This is a genomic window from uncultured Roseicyclus sp., assembly GCF_937892565.1.
Taxonomy (GTDB): domain Bacteria; phylum Pseudomonadota; class Alphaproteobacteria; order Rhodobacterales; family Rhodobacteraceae; genus Roseicyclus.
Window position 1 is genome coordinate 44694 of the sequence record NZ_CALAHQ010000091.1, and the last position, 22445, is coordinate 67138.

Annotated in this window: 18 protein-coding genes and 1 tRNA gene; 7 read left to right on the top strand and 12 right to left on the bottom strand. The window is 62.4% G+C overall.

The annotated features are described in order from the left end of the window. Positions 1-41: 41 nt before the first annotated feature. The 6 genes from rseP to pyrH form a co-directional block, all read right to left on the bottom strand. Positions 42-1370, bottom strand: coding sequence for an RIP metalloprotease RseP (gene rseP / locus Q0094_RS12620; protein ID WP_297620118.1), 1329 nt, complete (start codon positions 1368-1370; stop codon positions 42-44). Positions 1371-1377: 7 nt separating this feature from the next. Continuing rightward, positions 1378-2550 (bottom strand): 1-deoxy-D-xylulose-5-phosphate reductoisomerase, encoded by a 1173-nt coding sequence (dxr, locus tag Q0094_RS12625; protein WP_297620120.1) that lies wholly within the window; start codon positions 2548-2550, stop codon positions 1378-1380. Between the two features lie 11 nt (positions 2551-2561). Next, on the bottom strand, positions 2562-3353 hold the full coding sequence (locus Q0094_RS12630; protein ID WP_297620122.1) for a phosphatidate cytidylyltransferase: 792 nt from the start codon (positions 3351-3353) through the stop codon (positions 2562-2564). 7 nt (positions 3354-3360) lie between these two features. After that, on the bottom strand, positions 3361-4077 hold the full coding sequence (gene uppS / locus Q0094_RS12635) for a polyprenyl diphosphate synthase (protein WP_297620125.1): 717 nt from the start codon (positions 4075-4077) through the stop codon (positions 3361-3363). A 69-nt stretch (positions 4078-4146) separates the two neighbouring features. Beyond that, positions 4147-4713, bottom strand: a complete 567-nt coding sequence (gene frr, locus Q0094_RS12640) for a ribosome recycling factor (RefSeq protein ID WP_297620128.1) — start codon at positions 4711-4713, stop codon at positions 4147-4149. A 106-nt stretch (positions 4714-4819) separates the two neighbouring features. Next, on the bottom strand, positions 4820-5554 hold the full coding sequence (gene pyrH, locus Q0094_RS12645; RefSeq protein ID WP_297620131.1) for a UMP kinase: 735 nt from the start codon (positions 5552-5554) through the stop codon (positions 4820-4822). A gap of 199 nt (positions 5555-5753) precedes the next feature. Here pyrH and miaA point away from each other — a divergent pair, with 199 nt between their 5' ends. The 6 genes from miaA (at position 5754) to Q0094_RS12675 (ending at position 14303) form a co-directional block, all read left to right on the top strand. Beyond that, positions 5754-6575 carry a tRNA (adenosine(37)-N6)-dimethylallyltransferase MiaA gene (gene miaA, locus Q0094_RS12650; protein WP_297620133.1) on the top strand — a complete coding sequence of 274 codons (822 nt, stop codon included), beginning with the start codon at positions 5754-5756 and terminating at the stop codon, positions 6573-6575. Between the two features lie 96 nt (positions 6576-6671). Further along, positions 6672-7469, top strand: coding sequence for an AraC family transcriptional regulator (locus tag Q0094_RS12655; RefSeq protein WP_297620136.1), 798 nt, complete (start codon positions 6672-6674; stop codon positions 7467-7469). 278 nt (positions 7470-7747) lie between these two features. Beyond that, on the top strand, positions 7748-9385 hold the full coding sequence (locus tag Q0094_RS12660; protein ID WP_297620138.1) for an ABC transporter substrate-binding protein: 1638 nt from the start codon (positions 7748-7750) through the stop codon (positions 9383-9385). 150 nt (positions 9386-9535) lie between these two features. Then, the gene (locus Q0094_RS12665; RefSeq protein WP_297620141.1) at positions 9536-10624 is read left to right on the top strand and encodes an ABC transporter permease; all 1089 of its coding nucleotides are present in this window, start codon (positions 9536-9538) and stop codon (positions 10622-10624) included. Positions 10625-10637: 13 nt separating this feature from the next. Then, positions 10638-12101, top strand: coding sequence for an ABC transporter permease (locus Q0094_RS12670; RefSeq protein ID WP_297620144.1), 1464 nt, complete (start codon positions 10638-10640; stop codon positions 12099-12101). 84 nt (positions 12102-12185) lie between these two features. Further along, complete coding sequence (locus Q0094_RS12675) at positions 12186-14303, top strand: ABC transporter ATP-binding protein (RefSeq protein WP_297620147.1); 2118 nt, start codon at positions 12186-12188, stop codon at positions 14301-14303. 6 nt (positions 14304-14309) lie between these two features. Here Q0094_RS12675 and Q0094_RS12680 read toward each other — a convergent pair whose 3' ends face one another. Continuing rightward, positions 14310-14834 (bottom strand): hypothetical protein, encoded by a 525-nt coding sequence (locus Q0094_RS12680; RefSeq protein WP_297620150.1) that lies wholly within the window; start codon positions 14832-14834, stop codon positions 14310-14312. A gap of 222 nt (positions 14835-15056) precedes the next feature. On the opposite strand from Q0094_RS12680, the gene Q0094_RS12685 reads away from it, so the two are divergent. Next, complete coding sequence (locus Q0094_RS12685) at positions 15057-15977, top strand: MBL fold metallo-hydrolase (RefSeq protein WP_297620153.1); 921 nt, start codon at positions 15057-15059, stop codon at positions 15975-15977. Positions 15978-16170: 193 nt separating this feature from the next. Here Q0094_RS12685 and Q0094_RS12690 read toward each other — a convergent pair whose 3' ends face one another. From Q0094_RS12690 to pdxH, 5 genes are all read right to left on the bottom strand, one after another. After that, on the bottom strand, positions 16171-19845 hold the full coding sequence (locus tag Q0094_RS12690; RefSeq protein WP_297620155.1) for a vitamin B12-dependent ribonucleotide reductase: 3675 nt from the start codon (positions 19843-19845) through the stop codon (positions 16171-16173). A 565-nt stretch (positions 19846-20410) separates the two neighbouring features. Next, a tRNA-Pro gene (locus Q0094_RS12695) sits at positions 20411-20487 on the bottom strand. Positions 20488-20536: 49 nt separating this feature from the next. Then, the gene (locus Q0094_RS12700) at positions 20537-21019 is read right to left on the bottom strand and encodes a DUF192 domain-containing protein (RefSeq protein ID WP_297620158.1); all 483 of its coding nucleotides are present in this window, start codon (positions 21017-21019) and stop codon (positions 20537-20539) included. Between the two features lie 11 nt (positions 21020-21030). Continuing rightward, on the bottom strand, positions 21031-21540 hold the full coding sequence (locus tag Q0094_RS12705; protein ID WP_297620161.1) for a cold-shock protein: 510 nt from the start codon (positions 21538-21540) through the stop codon (positions 21031-21033). Positions 21541-21705: 165 nt separating this feature from the next. Next, entirely contained in the window at positions 21706-22326 is a 621-nt protein-coding gene (pdxH, locus tag Q0094_RS12710) for a pyridoxamine 5'-phosphate oxidase (RefSeq protein ID WP_297620164.1), read from the bottom strand. Positions 22327-22445 lie beyond the last annotated feature (119 nt).

Below are 22445 nucleotides of genomic sequence, written 5' to 3' on the forward strand. Positions count from 1 at the left end.
CGGTCGGCTGACCGCGAACAGGCACGGCCAAGCCCCAACTCTCAGGGGCAGAAGATATCGTTGGTCAGCGCAAACAGCATCAACGACAGCAACAGCGTCAGCCCGATGGTCATGAACACCCGCATCGCCTTGTCCGAGGGCGGTTTGCCCGCCACCGCCTCATAGGCATGAAACACCAGATGCCCGCCATCGAGAACCGGGATCGGAAACAGGTTCAACAGCCCCACCGCGGTCGACAGCACCGCGATGAACCAGATGAAATTGTCGATCCCCTGCGACGCGGCCGCACCCGAGGTTTCCGCGATGCCGATGGGACCTTGCAGATTGCATGACGAAATTGCCCCGGTGATCATGTGCCACAAGCCAGACAGCGACGAGCGCACGACAAAAAGCGTTTGCTCGGCACCATGGCCCAAGGCCGCAAAGACCCCCACCCGATCGCGCATCGGATCGAAACTGAACCCGCCCGTGACCCCGATCAGCCAGCGTGTTTCGAACCCGCCATCTTGCAGCGGCAAATCGGTGCGCCGTGGCGTCAGCGTGACCTCGATCTCTTGGCCCGCGCGCCAGATGGTCAGCCTCAGCGGGCGGCCTTCGGCCGTAGCCACCGCATCGCGCAACTGGCGAAAGGCAAAGACCGGCACACCATCGACGGCGCGGATCACATCGCCTTGCTTGAGGCCCGCGGAAAAGGCGGCCGATTGGGGGGCCACCGTCTCGATCAGCGGGATCAGCGGAAACGCCGCCTCGGTCGCGATCACGGCGCCGTCGCGCTCGACCGTGTAGACAACGCTGGGCGCGGGCGGCAGGCTTTCGGCGATGGTAAAGATATCGCCAAACACCTCGACCGGTTGACCATCGAGCGCAAGGATCAGATCGCCCGCCGCAAGCTGCGCCATTTCGGGCGGAAGCGGCGTCAAGGCGCCCACGCGCGGCTCTTCGGCGGGCCGCCCGGTGAAAAGCACGACGGCCGCAAAAATCAGGATCGAAAAGATGAAGTTGAACACCGGCCCGGCCGCCACCGTCGCAGAACGCGCCCAGAGCGGCGCGCCATGCATCGAGCGGCGCCGCTCTGCCATATCGAGCGCATCAATCGCCGCGCCATCCTTGCCGCTGGCCGCATCCGCATCGCCCAGAAACTTCACATAGCCCCCGAAGGGCAAGGCCGCGATCTGCCAGCGCGTGCCGTGCCGGTCGGTGCGGCTGATCAGAACCGGGCCGAAGCCCACGGAAAACACCTCGGCATGGATGCCCGACCAGCGGCCCACGATGTAATGGCCGTATTCATGGATCGCCACGATGATCGACAGCGCCGCGACAAAGGCCGCAAGCGTAAAGGCGATGTTTCCGAACTGGGGAATGAAATCCATGAGGGGGTCAGCTCTCCATCTTTGCGATCTGGGTCCATGCGGTCTTACGTGCCATGTGGTCCGTCATCAGCACCTCCTCAAGGTTTGCCATGGAAGATGTCAGGCAAATCTGCGACGCCATGGCGTCGAGCGTGCGGTCCACGACCGTCGCCATGTCCATGAAGCCGATGCGGCCGGCCACAAAGCCATCCAGCGCGATTTCCTTGGCGGCGTTGAACACGGCCCCTGCCCCGCCGCGGGTTTCCATCACCTCGCGTGCAATCCGCAGCGCGGGGTAGCGGCGCGGATCAGGGGCGCGGAATTCCAGCGTGGCGATCTGTGCCAGATCCAGCCGCGCGACCGGCAGATCGCGCCGTTCCGGCCAATTGAGCGCATAGCCGATGGCATGGCGCATGTCGGGCGCCCCGAGATGGGCCATCAAGGCCCCGTCGTTGAAACCCACCAGCGCATGGATGATGGATTGGGGATGGATCACGGTCTCGATCCGGCTGGGCGGGACACCAAAGAATTCGCGCGTCTCGATCAGCTCCATCCCCTTGTTGAACATGGAGGCGCTGTCGATGGTGATGCGCTGGCCCATCGCCCAGTTGGGATGCGCGCCCGCATCCGCGACCGTGGCCCGCGCCAGCGCCTCGACAGGCCAGTCGCGCAAACCCCCGCCCGAGGCGGTGATGATGATCCGTTCCACCGCGGCAATGTCTTCGCCCGCCAACGCCTGAAACACCGCTGAATGTTCGCTGTCGACGGGCAAGATGGTGGCGCCATGGGCGCGCGCCTCGGCCAGCAAAAGCGGGCCCGCGGTGACAAGGCTTTCCTTGTTGGCCAAGGCCAGCGTGCCACCATGGCGCAGCGCACGAAACCCCGGTGCCAGCCCCGCCGCCCCCACGATGGCCGACATGACCCAGTCGACGGGGCGGTCTGCGGCCTCGATCAGCGCCGCCTCGCCGGCGGCGACCGCAACGCCCGAACCGGACAAGGCCGCGCGCAGATCCTCAAACCGGTCTGCATGCGCGGTCACGGCGATCTCGGCGTTGAGCCTGATGGCATCCTGGGCCAGCCGCGCGATATTGGCGCCGCCCGTCACCGCCACCACCCGATAGCGCGACCGATCGCGTGCAATCAGATCGACGGTGTTCTGCCCGATCGAGCCTGTCGCGCCAAAGATCGAAATGCTGCGCATATGCCCCCCGTTTACAGCGGCGGCGGCGGAAAGCCGGTCAGGCTTTCCACGATCACCAGCAGGAAAGCCGCCCCCAACATCCCGTCAAATCGGTCATAAACACCGCCATGCCCGGGCAACAGGTTGGAGCTGTCTTTCACGCCCACATGCCGCTTGAGGGCGGATTCGGCGATATCGCCCATCTGGCTGGCAAGGCTGATCGCGACCGAAATGGGGATCAATTCCGCGCCCACCCCGGTCTGTGCCATGAAGACCCAACCGATCAGCCCCGCCCCGACCCATCCGGCCAGCGTGCCCGACCATGTCTTTTTGGGGCTGACGCGGGGCCAGAATTTTGGCCCCCCGAACAGGCGCCCGGCGAAATAGCCCAAGATATCGGTCGCGGCCACCACCAGCACCAACCACAGCATCCACATCAGACCGAAGCTGTCGCGGTGCAAGATCAGCCCGAAACCGGCCAGCAAGATGACGGCGATCATCACGACAAACAGCCGCCGGTTGCGCGCCAAAAGCGCCATGGCCACCGTCGGCACCGCCAGCACACAGCCCAGCGCCACGGCCAACGGCGCAAGCTTGGTGGCCAGGATCGCCACTGCCGCCAGCGCGGCCAGCGCCAGCGCGCCCCGACCGCCGCCGCCCAGCATGCGAACCAATTCCCACACCAGCGTCGCAACCAGTACGGCCACAAGCCCCGTGAACCACCATCCGCCCGCCCAGACCGCCGTCAGACCGACCACCGCGATCACGGCCCCGGTGGCCACCCGGACGGCCAGATCGGAAAAGCTGTCGCGCGTCAGGCCCACATCGCCCTCAGACCGTCACCGCGCCAAAGCGGCGCTCGCGCAGGCTGTAACGCGCCAGCACCTCGGCAAAGACCGCCGGCGTGAAATCGGGCCAGAGCGTGTCGATGAACTCATATTCCGCATAGGCCGATTGCCAGAGCAGGAAATTGGAAATCCGCGCCTCGCCGCTGGTGCGGATCACCAGATCGGGATCGGGCAACACATGGGTGTCAAGATAACGTGGAAAGGTCTCATCGCTGATTGTGCGCGGATCAAGCTTGCCCATCGCCACATCATGCGCAAGCCGCCGGGCGGCGCGCGTGACCTCGTCGCGGCCACCGTAATTCAGCGCGATGGTCAGATTGGTGCCGGTGTTGTTGGCCGTCATCAATTCCAGCCCGTCCATCAGATCGACCAGCGCGGGTTCCAGCCGCACCCGATCCCCGATGAAGCGCACGCGGACATTTTCTTCGAACAGGCTTTGGGCTTCGCGCCGGATGTAGCGTTTGAACAGCCGCATCAGACCGGCCACCTCGGTCTGGGTGCGCTTCCAGTTTTCGGTCGAAAAGGCAAATATGGTCAGGTAGCTGACCCCCAAAGCCGGGCAGGCGCGTACGATTTCCTTGACCCGGCGCGCGCCCGCCGCATGCCCAAACAGGCGCGGCCGCCCGCGCAATTGCGCCCACCGTCCATTGCCATCCATGATGATGGCCACATGGCGGGGTTGGGGGGCATCCTTGGTCATCTGGCGGGGTCCTGATAATCGAATGGGCGGTATGAAAAAACAGCACGATGGGCCCAACCGGCCAGGATGTCAGACCTGCATGATCTCACCTTGCTTGGTTTCAAGCGCGGCATCGACCTTGGCGATATGGGCATTGGTCAGCTCTTGAACCTCGTCTTCCCAAAGCTTCACATCATCCTCGGACATGCCTTTGGCCTTGGCTTTCTTGATCTGGTCCATCCCGTCGCGGCGAACATTGCGCACGGCAACACGCGCGCTTTCGGCGTATTGGGCGGCAACCTTGGTCAATTGGGTGCGGCGTTCTTCGTTCAATTCGGGAATGGGCAACATGATGATGGTGCCGTTGAGCTGCGGGTTGATGCCCAGACCGCTGTCCCGGATCGCTTTTTCGACCTTGCTGACCAGTGTCCTGTCCCAGACGTTGATCGTGACCATGCGCGGCTCTGGCACGTTGACGGTGCCCACCTGATTGATCGGCGTCGGCTGACCATAGGCATCGACCATCACCGGCTCGAGCATGCTGGCCGAGGCCCGTCCGGTGCGCAACGATGCGAATTCCGTGCGCAACGCGCCCAAGGCGCCATCCATGCGACGCCCCAAATCGTCAAGGTCGATGTCAAGTTCGTCGTCTGCCATCGGCTATGCCCCTTCTTCGGTCTGTTGGCGCTGTGATAGCCCGGCCCGTGCCCGGTTTCCAGAACCCAGTTGCCTTGTGCGCACAGATCGCGCTGCCCTGCGGTGTTCAGGACACTTTGGTATAGGTGCCGCGCCCTGCCAGAATACCCTTGAGCCCACCCGGTTCATCGAGGCTGAAGACGATGATGGGCAAGCGGTTTTCGCGCGCCAGCGCAATGGCGGATGCATCCATCACCCCCAGATGCTGGGCCAGCACCTCGTCATAGGTGACGGTCTCATAGCGCTTGGCATCGGCGTGCTTCTTGGGGTCCTTGTCATAGACGCCATCGACCTTGGTGCCCTTGAAGATCGCCTGACAATCCATCTCGGAAGCGCGCAGGGTGGCGGCCGTGTCGGTGGTGAAATAGGGATTTCCCGTGCCTGCCGCAAAAATGCACACGCGCTTTTTCTCCAGATGGCGGATGGCGCGGCGGCGAATATAGGGTTCGGCGACCTCGTTCATGGTGATGGCGGAAATCACCCGGGTAAAGACCCCGATCTGTTCAAGCGAGGATTGCATCGCCAGCGCATTCATCACCGTGGCCAGCATGCCCATGTAATCGGCGGTGGTGCGTTCCATCCCCTGCGCGCTGCCGCTCAGGCCGCGAAAGATGTTGCCGCCGCCGATCACCATGCAGATCTCGACGCCCAGATCATGGACCGACTTGATCTCGCGGGCGATGCGTTCGACCGTGGGCGGATGCAGACCATAGCCCTGATCGCCCATCAACGCCTCGCCCGAGATCTTCAACATCACCCGGTCATATCTTGCGTCGACCTGTGGGGATGTGCTGTCGGACATGGCGGAGCTCCTGAGGGGGTGGGTGTGTGACCGCGGCGCATTGCGCGCGCCTCACCATGGTCTAAAATCGGCGCGGGTTCAACGCCCCATCGGCGCAAACCCGCGCGCAGAGGGCATGGGCTGAACAAGGGAAGTGACGTGAACGTCACCGGGCAAAGCATTGATCGACATTAACTCCATACCGGATGATCAACCTGTCTTGATTGCGGGGCCAACCGCCAGCGGCAAGTCGGCGCTGGCGCTGGCCATTGCCACGCAGCGCGGCGGCGCGATCGTGAATGCCGATGCGTTGCAGGTTTATGGCAATTGGCGCGTGCTGACCGCGCGGCCCGATCCACAAGAGCAATCCCGCGCGCCCCACCATCTTTATGGTCACGTCGCCTGGGATGAGCCCTATTCCGTTGGCCATTGGCTGCGCGATGTGACCGCCGTGATGGCGGGCGCGCGGCCGATCATTGTGGGCGGCACGGGCTTGTATTTTCGCGCGCTCACCGAAGGCTTGGCCGAGGTGCCGCCAACACCGCCCGAGATCCGGGCCGAGGCCGACACCTTGGGGCTGGATCGGCTGATTGGCGGGCTGGATCAGCCGACCGCGGCCGGGATCGATCTGAACAACCGCGCCCGGGTCCAGCGCGCATGGGAGGTTTTGCGTGCCACCGGGCGCGGTCTGGCCGATTGGCAGGCCGACACACCCGCCCCCGTGATGGCGTTGCAGCGTTGCGTGGCGCTGCGGCTGGAGGCGCCGGTGGCGTGGCTCGATGCGCGCATCACGGCCCGCTTTGATGCCATGCTTGCGCTGGGCGCGCTGGACGAGGTGCGGCAAAACCTGCCCCGCTGGAACCCCGGCCTGCCGTCGATGCGGGCGATTGGCGCGCCCGAGTTGATGGCCCATCTGCGCGGCGACATGACGCTGCAACAGGCGCGCGACGCGGCAATCATCGCGTCGCGTCAATATGCCAAGCGGCAGCGCACATGGTTTCGGGCGCGCATGCGCGACTGGGTGCCCGTTGCCCCGACCTGAGCCCAAAGCCACCGCAGGCGCGCCTTGATCAGCGGGGGCGCAAGGCTTGCCCGCCGACCGCTTGCAAAAACCCGACATCGGACGCAGCCTTGTGCCATGATCGAGTCGCCCACCACCTATCGCGTCGTGTCGCTGGGCAAGTTGCGCTTGCAAGAAGCCTGGCGTGTGGAACTGCTGCACAGCCAACCGCGCCACAGGCTGTACTGGATCACCCGGGGACAGGGCCGCGTGACCATCCGCGGCATCACACGCGGCTATGGGCCGAACACGGCGATCTTTCTGCCCGCAGGCACGCAAGCCGCGCTGGAATTATCGGCCCAGCTTCAGGGGATGGAGCTGGGCCTGCCCATCGAGCCGGCGCTGGAATTGCCGACCGAACCCTTTCACATCCGCGTCGCAACGCCCGAGGCGCAGACCAGCCTGACGGGGCATCTGGAAAAGACCGAACGCGAGCTTTCCGGTCAGGCACCAGCCATGGCGCGCGCCCTGAAGGGTTACGGGCTTTTGATTTCAACCTGGATCACGCGGGAACTGGACCGCACGGATGGCGCCGTCATCCGCAAGAAAAGCCACAAATTGATCGAACTCTACGCCCAGGCCGTCGAAGCCAAATTCCGAAATGGTCTCAGTGTGGCGGATTTTGCGGCGCAGCTTGGCGTCACCCCCACGCATCTGTCGCGCCTGTGCCGCGAGGCATCGGGCAAACCGGCCCATGCGCTGTTGGTCGAACGCGTGATGCAAGAGGCCTGCCGCCTGTTGCGCGACACCGACATGCCCGCGCGCGAGGTGGCCCAGACCTTGGGCTTTTCTTCGGCCGCCTATTTTACCCGCGCCTTTCACCAGGCGACCGACCTGACGCCCAGCGAATTCCGCACGGCACCAAGGCGACCCTGAACGAGCGGCACAACCGGGCGGCGAACAAGCCAGACCGTTAGTCGCACAAAAAACGAATTTTGGGGGTTGTGGCCAGCGCCCATGTCGCTTTTGATCAGGCGGCAGTCGCAATTACTGTCGGAAGATCAACAACAGACGATTGACGCAACGGGTCAAAATCGGCGCAATGCGCATGATCTGTGATCCGTGGTCCGTCTGGGACGGCCGGGACAGGATCGCAAGAATAAACCGGGCCGCATTGAAAACGGGCCGACCGAAACGACACAGGGAGAAGAGACATGAACGACCATTCCACACGACAGTCCGCGACCCATCCGGTCGCACAGATGTACGCGCAAGAATACAAGGCCGGCCAGCTGAGCCGCCGCGAATTCCTTGTGCGCTCGACCGCGCTGGGCGTATCGGCCGCCGCCGCCTATTCGCTGATCGGGCTCAAGCCCGCCATGGCACAGCGCGCCACGCCCGCGATGGGCGGCAGCCTGCGGATCCAGCAAGAGATCCACGCCCTGAAAGACCCGCGCATCTATGACTGGTCGGAACTGGCCAATGCGACACGCGGTCTTTTGGAATACCTGGTTGAATACAATCGCGACGGTACCTTCTCGGGCCGCCTGCTCGAGAGCTGGGAAGCCAATGCCGACGCGACGCAGTACACGCTGCGCCTGCGGGCGGGCGTGAAGTGGAACAATGGCGATGATTTCACCGCCGCCGATGTCGCCGCCAACATCACCGGCTGGTGTGACACAACGGTCGAAGGCAACTCGATGGCTGCCCGCATGGGCGGGCTTGTGGATACAGCGACAGGACAGGTCCGTGATGGCGGCGTCGTCATCCTCGACGACATGACAGTGCAGATCAACCTGCCCGCGGCCGATATCACCATCGTACCGGGCATCGCGGATTACCCCGCTGCCATTCAGCACCGCGATCTGATCGGCACCAACCCGCTCGATCATGGCGTGGGCACAGGCGCCTACAAGATCACCGACTACCAGGTTGGTATTTCGGCCAAGCTCGAGCGCAACGCCGATCACACCTACTGGGGCGAGGCCTATCTTGACGAAGTGACTTTCGTCGATCTCGGTACCGATCCGGCAGCATGGTTTGCCAGCGCCGAAGCCGGCGAATTCGACGTCACCTATGAAACCGTGGGCGAATTCATCGACCTCTTCTCGGCGGTGGGCTGGGAGCGGTCGAATGTGACCACGGGCGCGACCGTGGCCGTACGCTTCAACCAGCTCAACGCACCCTATGACAATGTCGAGGTGCGCCGCGCAATTCTCGAGGCGGTGGACCTCTCGGTCGTTCTTGAACTGGGCGTGAACGGTCAAGGCACGGTCGGCGAAAACCACCACGTCTGTCCGATCCACCCTGAATACGCCGAACTGCCGGCGATGGCGGTGGACAAGACCGCAGCACAAGCGCGGATCACCGCAGCGGGACATGCCGCAACCGAGATCAAGCTTGTCTCGCTCGATGACGGTCTGACACGCTTCACCTGTGATGCGGTGGCCGCTCAGATGCGCGATGCGGGCATGACCGTCACGCGTGAGGTTCTGCCGGGTTCGACCTTCTGGAACGATTGGCTGAATTACCCCTTCTCGGCGACCGAATGGAACCACCGCGAACTGGGTGTGCAGATCCTCAACCTCGCCTATCGCTCGGGCGTGGCGTGGAACGAAACCGCCTTCTCGAATACGGAATTCGATAGCCTCCTCGATCAGGCAAACGGCATTCAAGACGCCGATGCCCGCCGCGTCGTGATGGCCCGCTTGCAGCAGATCATGCAGGAAGAAGCGGTCTCGATCATTCCGTTCTGGCGTTCGCTCACACGTCACTATCGCGCGGGCGTAGTGAATGCGGATATGCATCCCAAGTTCGAGATCAACATCCACCACATGGGCCTTTCGGCCTGATCCGAACCTAAGGTCTCGGGGCGGCAAATCATGCCGCCCCGATCTTTTTTTGGCACCCAATGCCCTCCACGGACCGTATCCTTGCGTCTGCAGGCTTGCTATCGTTTGCGCGCATGAAAGGCATGGACACAGGCAAGGACCCTCGGAAGCATGGCTTTTTTCATACTTCGCCGCACGGGCGTCATGATCCTTACGGCGCTGTGCCTGACCTTTGTGGTGTTCTTTCTGACCAATCTTGCCCCAAACCTCGAAAAGCTGGCCAAGACGCAAGGCAATGCCCGCATGAGCGACGCGGAAGTCACGTCATGGCTCGACCGCAACGGCTACGGCGGGCCGCTGGTGGTGCGCTACGGCGAATGGCTGGGCGTCGTGCCGGGCTGGGTGCGCTTCGATGAGCCGACCGGCGAATGGCGCGGGCGCTGCATCTTGCGGGGTCAATCCCCCGAGGATGCGGATCGGTTTTGCGGATTGTTGCAAGGCGATCTGGGCTATTCGACCGTCTCGAACGCTGAGGTTGCCGCCATCATCGGCGGGCGGATGGCGCTGACGGGCGTGCTGATGTTCTGGGCTTTTGCCGTCATGGTGCCCACGGCACTGGTGATCGGCATCATGGCCGGCATGCGCGAAGGCTCGCGGATGGACCGGGCGCTTTCGACCTTTTCCATCGGCACAACGGCCACGCCGGAATATGTCTCGGGCGTGGTATTCATCATCTTGCTGGCCTCCTCCCAGACCGGGCTGTCGCCGCTTCTGGTCGACTGGGGCTGGCTGGAGAGCGGCACCTTGTTTCTGGGATCGGCGCGCAGCGCGATGGATGGGGTGACTTTCTGGAATTTCACCCTGCCGGTGATCACCATCGCGTTTTACGGCATCGGCTATATCGCGCGGATGACGCGCGCCTCGATGGCCGAGGTGATGACGGCGCAATACATCCGCACCGCGCGCCTCAAGGGGGTCCGCTTTCGCACCATCGTGCTCAGGCACGCCCTGCGCAATGCGCTGATCGCACCCTTTACGGTGATCATGCTGCAGATCCCCTGGCTCTTGACCGGGGTGGTGATCGTGGAGACCCTGTTCAATTACAACGGCTTTGGCTGGACCCTGGTGCAGGCAGCGTCGAACAATGACATCGAATTGCTGTTGGCCTGTTCGGTCGTGGCGGTGTTCGTGGTTCTGGTGACACAGCTGATTTCCGATATCGGCTATGTGTTCTTGAACCCGCGCATCCGGATTTCCTGAGGAGACGGGGCGGATGGACACCTTGACATGGGCTGGCGGAATTGGCGCTTTTGTGAACCCGGCCTTGAGCTTGGCGGTGCTGGTTTTCGTCCTGGGCTTTGTGGCCAATCTGGCGATGACCATTGCGGGAATGCGACCGGGGCCTTTGGTGGTCAATGCCGACCATAGCCTTAGCCCACAGCGCGGACCGGTCGATTATGCCCTGCTGTCGATGAAATACGCGGTGCTGGTTCTTGCGCTGGGGTGTGCGGCTTATGTCGTGGGCGGGCTGGTTTTGGCCGATCCGCAGCGTTCGGGCATCATCGGTGCCATGTCCGCGCGGCTGATGCCGGTCTGGACGGCCTTGGTGGTGATGTTCGTGCTGTCGATCGCCTTCAAGCGGCGGCTTGGGCTTTACGGCAAGCTGTTTGACAGCCCGGTCGGGATGATCGGTCTTGGGCTTGCGATGTTCTGGGTCTTTGCTGCGGTTTTTGCCGACATCATCGCCCCCCATGGCCCGATCGATGTGATCAGCCAGATGCGCAATGCCAAACCCGGCAGCGCGTTGCCCGCCCCCGGCGATGGGCAATACGCGTGGTATCTGTTGGGCGGCGACAATCTGGGGCGCTGCGTGTTCAGCCGCATGGTCCATGGCGCCTTCGAGGTGCTCAAGATCGCGCCGCTTGCCACGCTTTTCGCCTTCATGGTGGGGATCACACTTGGGCTTCCGGCGGGGTATTATGGCGGCAAGCTCGATACCGGGCTGACCTTTCTGGCCAATCTGGTCCTGGCCTTTCCAGTGATCTTGCTGTTTTACCTGCTGGTCACCCCGGAAATCGTGGCGGCCGGTATCCCGAATTACCTGTCGATGGTCATGTTCTTGTTTCCGATCCTGTTTGTCGCGATCTTGTTCAATGCGCGCTACCGCACCCAGGCCTTGCGGCGCAATCTGATCGTCGGGATCATCATCATTGTGGGCGGCATGGCCTATGTGTCGCTGATCTCGAACGCGTCCGACACGCGCCTGCCACAACTGTTTCGGCTTTGGCCCGAGGCGCTCGACCTGTTCGATGTGCCCGGCAATCTGTTGATCGTCTTTGTCTCGGTGGTTTTCGTCAATGCGCCAACCGTGTTTCGCATCGTTCGGGGTCTCGTGCTGGATATCAAGACGCGCGATTATGTGGCGGCCGCGCAAACGCGCGGTGAAGGGCCGTGGTACATCATGCTGTGGGAAATCTTGCCCAACGCGCGCGGGCCCTTGATCGTCGATTTCTGCCTGCGCATCGGATATACCACCATCCTTCTGGGAACGCTGGGCTTTTTTGGTCTGGGTGTCAGCCCTGAAAGCCCCGATTGGGGATCGACCATCAACGAGGGTCGGCGGCTCTTGACGGTCCATCCGCATCCCGCACTTCCGCCTGCGCTTGCCTTGATGAGCCTTGTGCTTGGTCTGAACCTGCTGGCCGACGGGTTGCGCGAAGAAAGCCTGAAGGACTGATGATGCCGAATTTTCGTACGAAAATTCGCAAAGGCACAAATCTTCGTACGAAGATTTGTGCCTTCCTCGGAAAGGAACGTGATGATGCTTGATGACCCTTTTCAAGGCGCTGGGGTCTTGCCAGATACCCATGATGGTCCGATCCTCGAGATCTCGAACCTGTCGATTTCGTTTTTCACCCGCGCGCGCGAGATCCCGGCAGTGATGGATTTCTCCTGCTCGGTCATGCCCGGTGAAGCGATGGGGCTGGTCGGTGAATCGGGCTGTGGCAAATCCACGGTCGCTTTGGGCGTGATGCAAGATCTGGGCACCAATGGCCGGATCGTTGGCGGCACAATCCGCTACAAGGGCCGTGATCTTGCCAGCCTTGGCGCGGACGAGTTGCGCGCCATCCGTGGCCGCGACATCGCGATGATTTATCAAGAACCCATGGCCTCGTTGAACCCAGCCATGCGGATCGGCCAGCAACTGATCGAAGTGCCGATGATCCACGAAGGCATTTCCCGAACCCAAGCCTGGGCGCGCGCGCGCGAGATGGTGGCGGATGTGCGCCTCCCCGATCCCGAGCGCATCTTGCGCAGCTATCCCCACCAGCTTTCGGGTGGTCAACAGCAGCGCATCGTCATCGCCATGGCCTTGATGTCCAAGCCGTCGCTCTTGATCCTTGATGAGCCCACGACCGCGCTTGATGTGACGGTCGAGGCGGCGGTGGTCGATCTGATCAAGGATCTGGGCCGAAAATACGGCACCTCGATGCTGTTCATCAGCCACAACCTTGGGCTTGTCCTGGAAACCTGTGACAGGATTTGCGTGATGTATTCGGGAGAAGCGGTGGAAACCGGTGCCATCGGCGATGTCTTCAACCACATGCGCCACCCTTACACGCAGGCGCTCTTTCGCTCCATACCCCTGCCCGGTGCCGACAAGTCCGCCCGCCCCCTGCGGGCGATCCCGGGAAATTTTCCCCTGCCCCATGAACGGCCCAAGGGATGCAACTTCGGGCCGCGCTGCGATTACTTTGTGGCCGGTCGCTGTGACATGTCCGATGTGGCAATGGCCAGCATCGCACAGGGCGACCGGCACCAAAGCCGATGCCTGCGGGCCGATGACATCGATTGGGCCGCGCCGATGGTGGCCGGTGCCCAACAGACCGCCCCTGAAAAAGGGGATGTGGTGCTAGAGGTGCGCGATCTGAAGAAATACTACGAGGTCGCGGCCAATGCCTTGTTCGGCGGTGGTGAAACGCGGGTGGTCAAGGCCAATGAAAGCCTGAGCTTTGCGGCGCGCGAAAGCGAGACGCTCGCCATCGTGGGCGAATCAGGTTGCGGCAAATCCACCTTGGCCAAGGTGCTGATGGGGCTGGAAACTGCCACCTCGGGCGAGGTGCTGCTTGATGGGAGCGCCATTCAGGACACCCCGATCGAGGCGCGCGACACCCGCTTGGTGTCATCGATCCAGATGGTGTTCCAGAACCCGTTTGACACGCTGAACCCCTCGATGAGCGTGGGCCGCCAGATCATCCGCGCGCTCGAGGTCTTTGGCATCGGCGCCTCGGATGCCGAGCGGCGCACCCGGATGCTGGATCTGCTTGATCTGGTCAAATTGCCCCGCGCCTTTGCCGAGCGGATGCCGCGGCAATTGTCGGGTGGCCAGAAACAGCGCGTGGGGATCGCGCGGGCCTTCGCGGGTGGCGCGCGGATCGTGGTGGCCGATGAACCGGTGTCGGCGCTTGATGTCAGCGTTCAGGCGGCCGTCACCGATCTGTTGATGGATATCCAGCGCCGTGAAAAGACGACGCTCCTGTTCATCAGCCATGATCTGTCGATCGTGCGCTATCTGAGCGACCGTGTGCTGGTGATGTATCTGGGCCATGTGGTCGAATTGGGCAGCACCGATCAGGTCTTCAGCCCCCCCTACCACCCCTATACCGAGGCGCTGTTGTCGGCTGTTCCCATCGCCGATACCTCGGTTGCAAAACAGCGCATCGTGTTGGAGGGCGATATTCCCTCGGCGATGAACCCGCCGCCGGGGTGCCCGTTCCAGACGCGCTGCCGCTGGAAGGCACAGGTGCCGGGGGGGCTGTGCGAGACCCAAGTGCCGCCGATGCGCCGCTTGGCCGAGGGTCATGACATCAAGTGCCATCTGGCCATGGATGTTTTGGCCAGCATGGATCCTGTCATCACCTTTGCGCCCGGGGCGTGACGCGCTTCACCGCCGCCGCGCGGCCAACAGCCTGCGGCGACTGGGCACCAGCAGGTGATCGGGCAAGGCACGACCCGCATCGCAATGGGCCAGCGTCTTGCACAGACAATCCACCCGCCGCAGCGCAAGCACGATCAACACCGCCCCAAGCACCAGATTGACCACCGCCCCAAAGGGTCCGTGCAGCGCCACGATCATGGCGGCAAAGCCAAGGAGCAAGACAGCCCAGACCTGCGCTTCGGCCCTGAGGGCTGTCGCCATCAGATGGGCCGATGCCTCGGCCACTGACGTGTCGACATCCTGGCCAAACCAGCGCAACCAGAACAAACGGCGCGCCTGCAGGGTGGTGCGATAGGACGGCGGCAATGCGTCACGCCCGAACAGGTCCGATGTGATGTTGTCCTCGATCCAGCACATGCGCAGCATGGCCAGCAACGCAAGGCTGCCCATCAGCCCGAGCGGCAGCCACGCCGCCGCAAGCGCACCCGCCGCCACAAGCGCGGCACCGATCAGAACATGGGCCAGCCGCATCCGAAGATCATCCCTGCCTTGATCCGACCGTTTCAGGATCGGACGCCAAGATCAGCATGGCAAATTGCACCGCCATGGCGGAAAAAATCTCTGGCCGTGCCGTCACGGCGGCAAAACCTTGCCGATGCAAGGATTTCCGCAGCACAGAGGCGGCTCACATATAGTCTTTCCTGAATATATCGGCCGCGCTAGTGTCGCCACACATGCAACAGGAGACCCGCCATGCAGATCACCCGCCGCCGCCTGATGACGACCGCAACCGCGGCCCTCGCCTTTGGCGCCCTGCCCCGTCGCGGCTGGACCGAAACCCGCATCAGCCTTGGGGATATGGAGATCTTGACCCTGTCGGATGGCACGCTCAGCTTGCCTGCCGATCTTATCTTTGGGCCCATGCCCCAAGATGAGCTTGCGCCGATTCTGGCGGGCTTTGGCATCGATCCGGCCGCGCCGCTGGCGCCGCCCTGCAACATCACGCTTTTGCGCATGGGCGATACGCTTGCGCTGTTCGATGCGGGATCAGGCAGCGGGTTTCAGGCCGGTGTCGGTCGCCTGCCCGACGCGCTGGCGGCCGCCGGGATCGACCCCTTGGATGTTACCCATGTGATCTTTACCCACGGCCATCCAGACCATCTGTGGGGCGCGCTCGATGATTTCGACGAGCCAGCCTTTGCCAATGCCACCCATATGATGGGCCAGATCGAATTCGACTACTGGATGGATGGCGCAACGGTGGACAGCATCGGGGCCGACCGCGCAAGCTTTGCCGTGGGCGCCAAGCGGCGGCTCGAGGTGCTGGCGGGTGACATGGTGCTGTTTGGCGATGGTGACGTGGTCTTGCCGGGGATCCGTGCCTTGTCTTCACCCGGTCACACGCCGGGGCATATGTGCTTTGTCTTGGGCGAAGGGCCGGATGCGGTGATGATCCTGGGCGATGCGATTGGAAATGGCCATATCGCCTTTGCCCGGCCCGGATGGATTTCGGGGTCGGATCAGGACCCAAGCCTCGCCGCGCAAACCCGCTTGGCGCTGTTTGACCAGATTGTGGGCCAGAACATGGCTGTGGTTGGATTTCACCTGCCCGAAGGCGGAATAGGCCGGGCAAGGGCCATGGCGGACGGGTTCGAATTTCTGCCGTCTTTGTGACCTGTTGCCCCAAAGCTATCGGTCTAGGGCTCACGGTTTAAAAAGAAAAAGGGGGAGCCAACGGCTCCCCCAAGGTTCGCTGATCAGGCTCTGAATGTCTGCCCGAAGTTTCTGCCTGCGGCCTGATCCGCGTCTGAGGCGAGCGCACCCGCCCCGGATGACAGGCGCCCCTGTGGGGGACGCCCGGTTCTTGTCAGCTGCACCCGCTGGTCCCGCCGCAGGTGTTGCACTTCATGCAGGTGCCGTTGCGCACCAGCGTGTAGTTGCCGCATTCGCCACAAGCCTCGCCCTCGTAGCCCTGCATCTTGGCACGGGTGGAGGCATCCATGCTGACCGTGCCGGTGGCCACCGCCGTGCTGGTGGCGACCGCCGCGATGGTCGTGCCAAAGCGCGTTTCAGCGGGGATCAGGGTTTGCAGCGTGGCGACCGTATCGGCGCCACCTTGGAACACCAGCAATTCCTGAGGCGCGCGCTTGCGCAGATAGCCGGTCGATGCCACCTGTTTGAGCACTTCGATGGGCGTCGAGCCACGGCTTTCGGGCACTTCGCGGATGTTGGACACGCCTTCTTCGGCGCCGCGCCCCACATCGTCAAAGCTGGTGCCTTGCGGCTGGACATGCGCCAGATCGGTGCGGTCCAGATAGCTCACCGCCAGTTCGCGGAAGATGTAATCAAGGATCGAGGTCGCGTTCTTGATCGAATCATTGCCCTGCACCATCCCCGAGGGTTCGAATTTGGTGAAGGTGAAGGCATCGACGAATTCCTCCAGCGGCACGCCGTATTGAAGCCCGACCGATACCGCGATGGCAAAGTTGTTCATCATCGCCCGGAAGCCCGCGCCTTCCTTGTGCATGTCGATGAAGATCTCGCCCAGCGTGCCGTCCTTGTATTCGCCGGTCCGCAGATAGACCTTGTGGCCGCCGACGATCGCCTTTTGCGTATAGCCCTTGCGCCGCTCGGGCAGCTTTTCGCGATGCGCCTTGATGATTTCCTTGATCACGATCTTTTCGACGATCTTTTCGGCCAGCACCTGTGCCTTTTGCATGCTGGTGCCCGATTCCAGCACCTCGGCCGCTTCCTCGTCGTCTTCGACCAAGGCCGAGGCCAGTGGCTGAGACAGCTTGGACCCATCGCGATAGAGCGCGTTGGCCTTTACCCCCAATGACCACGACAGCTCATAGGCTTTCTGGCAATCCTCGATGGTGGCGGAATTGGGCATGTTGATCGTCTTGGAGATCGCCCCCGAGATAAAGGATTGCGCCGCCGCCATCATGTAGATGTGCGCGTTCACGCCCAGATAGCGCTTGCCCTTCTTGCCGCAGGGATTGGCGCAATCGAAGACATGGTAATGCTGGGGTTTGAGAAACGGCGCGCCTTCCAGCGTCATGGTTCCGCAGACATGGTCGTTGGCGGCGTCGACATCGGCTTTGGTAAAGCCCAGGTGACGCAGCATGTCAAAGGTCGGGTCGTTCAGCTTGGCCGCCGGAATGCCCAGCGTCTTGGTGCAGAATTCTTCGCCCAGCGTCCACTGGTTGAACACAAAGCGGATATCAAAGGCCGACGGCAGCGCGGCCTCGATCCGTGCGATCTCGCGCGGGCCGAACCCGTGACCGATCAACGATGTGTGGTTGATGCCGGGCGCCTGGCCCAGCGTGCCGTGACCCACCGCATAGGCGATGATCTCTTCGATCTCGGCCGAGCCATAGCCCAGCGTTTCCAAGGCCCCCGGAACCGACTGGTTGATGATCTTGAAATAGCCGCCACCGGCCAGTTTCTTGAACTTGACCAGCGCGAAATCGGGCTCGATCCCGGTGGTGTCGCAATCCATCACCAGACCGATGGTGCCCGTGGGCGCGATCACCGTGGCTTGCGCATTGCGATAGCCATGCGCCTCGCCCAGACGCAGCGCCTCGTCCCAGGATTGCCGTGCAAGGGCGACCAGACGCTCATCGGGGCAGTTGGCATGATCAAGCGCCACGGGGTTCACATTGACCGTCTCATAGCCATCGATCTGGCCATGGGCGGCCGCGCGATGATTGCGGATGACGCGCAGCATGTGATCGCGGTTGCGCGCGAACCCTGCAAACGGGCCCAGCTCGGCCGCGATTTCCGCCGATGTGGCATAGGCCACGCCGGTCATGATGGCGGTCAGCGCCCCGCACATGGCGCGGCCCTCGTCGCTGTCATAGCCAAGGCCCATGTTCATCAGCAAGCCGCCGATATTGGCATAGCCCAGACCCAGCGTGCGGAAATCATAACTTTGCTGCGCGATTTCCTTGGAGGGGAATTGTGCCATCATCACGCTGATCTCAAGGGTCAGCGTCCACAGGCGGCAGGCATGCATGTAGCCTTCGGCATCGAACGCGCCGTTGCCGTAAAAGGTCAACAGGTTCATCGACGCAAGGTTGCAGGCGGTATCGTCGAGGAACATGTATTCCGAACAGGGGTTCGAGCCACGGATCGCGCCATCGACAGGGCAGGTGTGCCATGCGTTGACCGTGTCGTGAAACTGAATGCCCGGATCGGCACAGGCCCAGGCCGCGTGGCCCACTTTTTCCCAAAGGTCGCGGGCTTTCAGCGTCTTGGACACCTTGCCGCCCACGCGGTTGATCAGCTTCCAGTCATCATCGGTCTCGACCGCCTTGAGAAAGGCGTCGGTCACGCGGATCGAATTGTTGGAATTCTGCCCCGAGACCGAGGCATAGGCCTCACTGTCCCAATCGGTGTCATAGGTCGGGAACTCGATCGAGGTGTAGCCCTGACGCGCGTAATCAAGCACGCGCTTGACATAGGTTTCGGGGATCGAGGCCGATTTGGCCGCGCGGATCGCCTTTTTCAACGCCTCGTTCTTTGCCGGATCAACGGCATCGTCGATGGCGCCATCCCAGCCGGCGATGGCGGTGAAAATGGCGTTGAGCATTTTCTCATGGGTCTTGGAGCCCGCGACAAGGCTTGCCACCTTCTGCTCTTCGATCACCTTCCAGTCGATGAAGGCCTCGATATCGGGGTGGTCGGCATCGACGATGACCATCTTGGCCGCGCGCCGCGTGGTGCCGCCCGACTTGATCGCGCCCGCCGCCCGGTCACCGATCTTGAGAAAGCCCATCAGGCCGCTGGATTTGCCGCCACCCGACAGCTTTTCACCCGCGCCGCGCAGATGGCTGAAATTGGTGCCCGTGCCCGAGCCGTATTTGAACAGCCGCGCCTCGCGCACCCACAGATCCATGATGCCGCCCTCGTTCACGAGGTCGTCGTTCACGCCCTGAATGAAGCAGGCATGCGGCTGCGGATGTTCATAGCTGGAGGTGGATTTCGTCAGCTGGCCCGTCTTGTAATCGACATAGTAATGCCCCTGCGCCGGACCGTCGATGCCATAGGCCCAATGCAGGCCCGTGTTGAACCATTGCGGGCTGTTGGGGGCGGCCATCTGGCGCGCCAGCATCAGCTGCATCTCGTCGAAATAGGCGCGCGCATCGGTTTCAGTGGTGAAATAGCCACCCTTCCATCCCCAATAGGCCCAAGCGCCCGCCAAACGGCGGAATACCTGCTTGGCGGAAGTTTCGCCGACGATCCTTTGATCTTCGGGCAGCGTCGACAGCGCCGCGTCATCGGCCACCTGACGCCACAAGAACTCGGGCACGCCCTTTTCCCTGACGGGCTTGAGCCGTGCGGGCACGCCGGCCTTGCGGAAATATTTCTGCGCAATCACATCCGATGCGACCTGACTCCAGCCAAGGGGCACTTCGACATCATCAAGCTTGAATACGACCGTACCATCGGGATTGCGGATCTCGGATGTCGTCGTGGTGAATTCCAGATCGGCATAGGTATCCGCACCGGCCTTGGTCAATCTGCGTTCGATTTTCATGTCTCTGCCCCTCTCAACATTATGGTCTCATACGCACGCCCGGCCCGCGTCGTTGCGCCCTGACCGGTTTTGAACAGAAAAATACCACGGCATGCGACGGACCCTGAAGGGTCCAACGATGGTTGGCCCTGTCTCGCGGACCTGCTTGCTTGTGCCGGGATTTCTCCCTGTCCCCGCCGGGCTGCACCATATGTAGTGGCGCTTGCACCCAGCCCACACAAACTGACGTAGGGCAGCCGTCTTGGTCAATCGTTTTTTTCTCGGGGTTACGGCAATAATGGGTTGAATTCGGACGCGATGCGCGTGCCGCGAATTGCCCGATGATTCCCCATGGCGGGCCATCCCGGCCACGTCCGAAAAGAACCGCTGAATTCCCCGGGCCTTAGCGCCGTTCATTCATCATCTGGGTGAAAACATGCAGACAGGCCTTGATCGGATCAAGGCAGTCGTTCCTGACCGCGCGAGACGAAAATTTCTGTGGAGAACCCCCAGGGCCAATCGGGTTGCCCCCAGATTTGGACATCCGTGGCAAAACGACGACCATATGTGGTGGCAGGGCGGAAATTGGTCGGGGCGGCGAGATTCGAACTCACGACCTTCTGTACCCAAAACAGACGCGCTACCAGACTGCGCTACGCCCCGACGTGAGCCCCCTTTAAAGCCCGGTGACGGCCTTGGAAAGCCCCTCTGATCAGGGCGCCGAACATGGCCATGCGGCGCGGTCCGGGGCAATGGCGGGATGGCGCAGGACATCGCCCGGCGAAAAGCCGAACTGATCCGACAGACCGCCGTTGATTTCCAGCACGAACTGGATCGCATCGCCGCCCGGGATCGGCGTCCGATCCAGTGGCACGGCGTTGGCATGGATACGTTGTACCGTGCCGGTTTCGTCGGCAAAAATCATGTCAAGCGGGATCAGGGTGTTTTCCATCCAGAAGCGGACAGGTTCGGGGCGGTCATAGACAAACAACATCCCCGTCATGCGCGGCATCTCGGGCACATGCATCAGACCCTGTGACCGCTCAGCGGGGGTATCGGCCACATCGATGCGAAACCGGGCCGTTCCGAAATCGCCCCGGATCTCGATCTGATCGGCGCGACACGCAAAAGCGGGCGTGCCCGCCAGCGATATCACCGTCAGCGCAGTCGCAACACCAAGCAAAGCAAGGCGCATGCGCCCCCCTTTCAGACAAAATCCCAACTGCGCACTTCGGCGGCCATGTTGCCCCGCGGGCCTTCGACGACCTTCATCGCCACGGCTTCACCGGGCAACAGATCGGCCAGACCACAGCTGCGCAGCACCTCGGCATGAACAAATATGTCTTCAGGATGCCCAAAGACATTTGCAAAGCCAAACCCTTTTGCCTTGTCGAACCATTTTACCCGGGCGGGCACAAACGGCACGCCGGGGGCCAGATCCTCGGTGGTGTCGTAATCCTCACCATCAGGACCGCTCGCCGGGCCGATCGACACAACCTCGCTGGCCTGCACGCCACGCGGCGTGACCTGAACCCGCACAGTGATGCGCGCGTCCTCGGCGACCGACCCTTGTCCGAAATTTCTCAGAACATTCGCATGCAGCAAGATGTCGGGCCCAGGTTCGTCCGATACAATGAACCCGAACCCCTTACCCACATCAAACCACTTAACACGGCCCTCAACGGTGAGCGGCTCGTCGTTTATTTCATCCGCCATACTGGCCCGTCCCGTACCATGCCCATCCTGAGCGATGCGTAGATGGTAACGTTTTGGTGACGCGGGCCTCAAGACACAAGGCGAAAAACCGCTCTGCGCAAAAGATTGAAATCGCTATCCTTTGAGCAAAACGCAGGATCCGGATGTTTCAGACACATGTCCCGGTCACGGGTTGAGCCGCTCGACATGCCAGCCCGCATCGGGCACCGCCCGCTGCCAGCGGAAGCGATCATGCAATCGAAAAGCGCCATCGGCCCAAAACTCGATCTCGACGGGCGCAATCCGAAAGCCGCCCCAAAAGGGCGGGCGCGCAGGGTTGGGCCCATGCTGTGCGGTGACGCGCGCGACTTCGGCCACAAGGCTGGCGCGCCCGGCCAGCGGTTGTGACTGACGCGAGGCCCAGGCGCCCAGACGGCTTTTGAGCGAGCGCGAGGCATAATAGGCATCGGCCTGCGGGCCGTCTTCGCGGGTGACCGTTCCGCGCACACGGATCTGACGGCGCAGCGTCTTGGAATGCAGCACAAAGGCCACCTTGCCCGAAGCGGTCAATTCGCGTCCCTTGACGCTGTCGTAATTGGTATAGAACACGAAAGCACCCTGCCCTGCGCCCTGTGCTTCGATCTCTTTCAACAGCACCATCCGCACATTGGGCAATCCGTCTGCATCCACTGTCGCCAGCGCGATGGCGTTGGGATCATTGGGTTCGGTGGCTTCGGCCTCGGCCAGCCAGTTCTGAGCGATCACAAAGGGATCATCGCCTGCGAAAATTCCGCCCCGGTCGCTCATGATGCCGCGCCTCCATGTCCATGGGCATGTCACTCAAGACCCAGCTAGCGCCCGATGCACCCCTGCGCAAGCCCGCCTCTCTTGAAGAGGTGCCAGCGATGGCTTACGAGTGCCGCCAA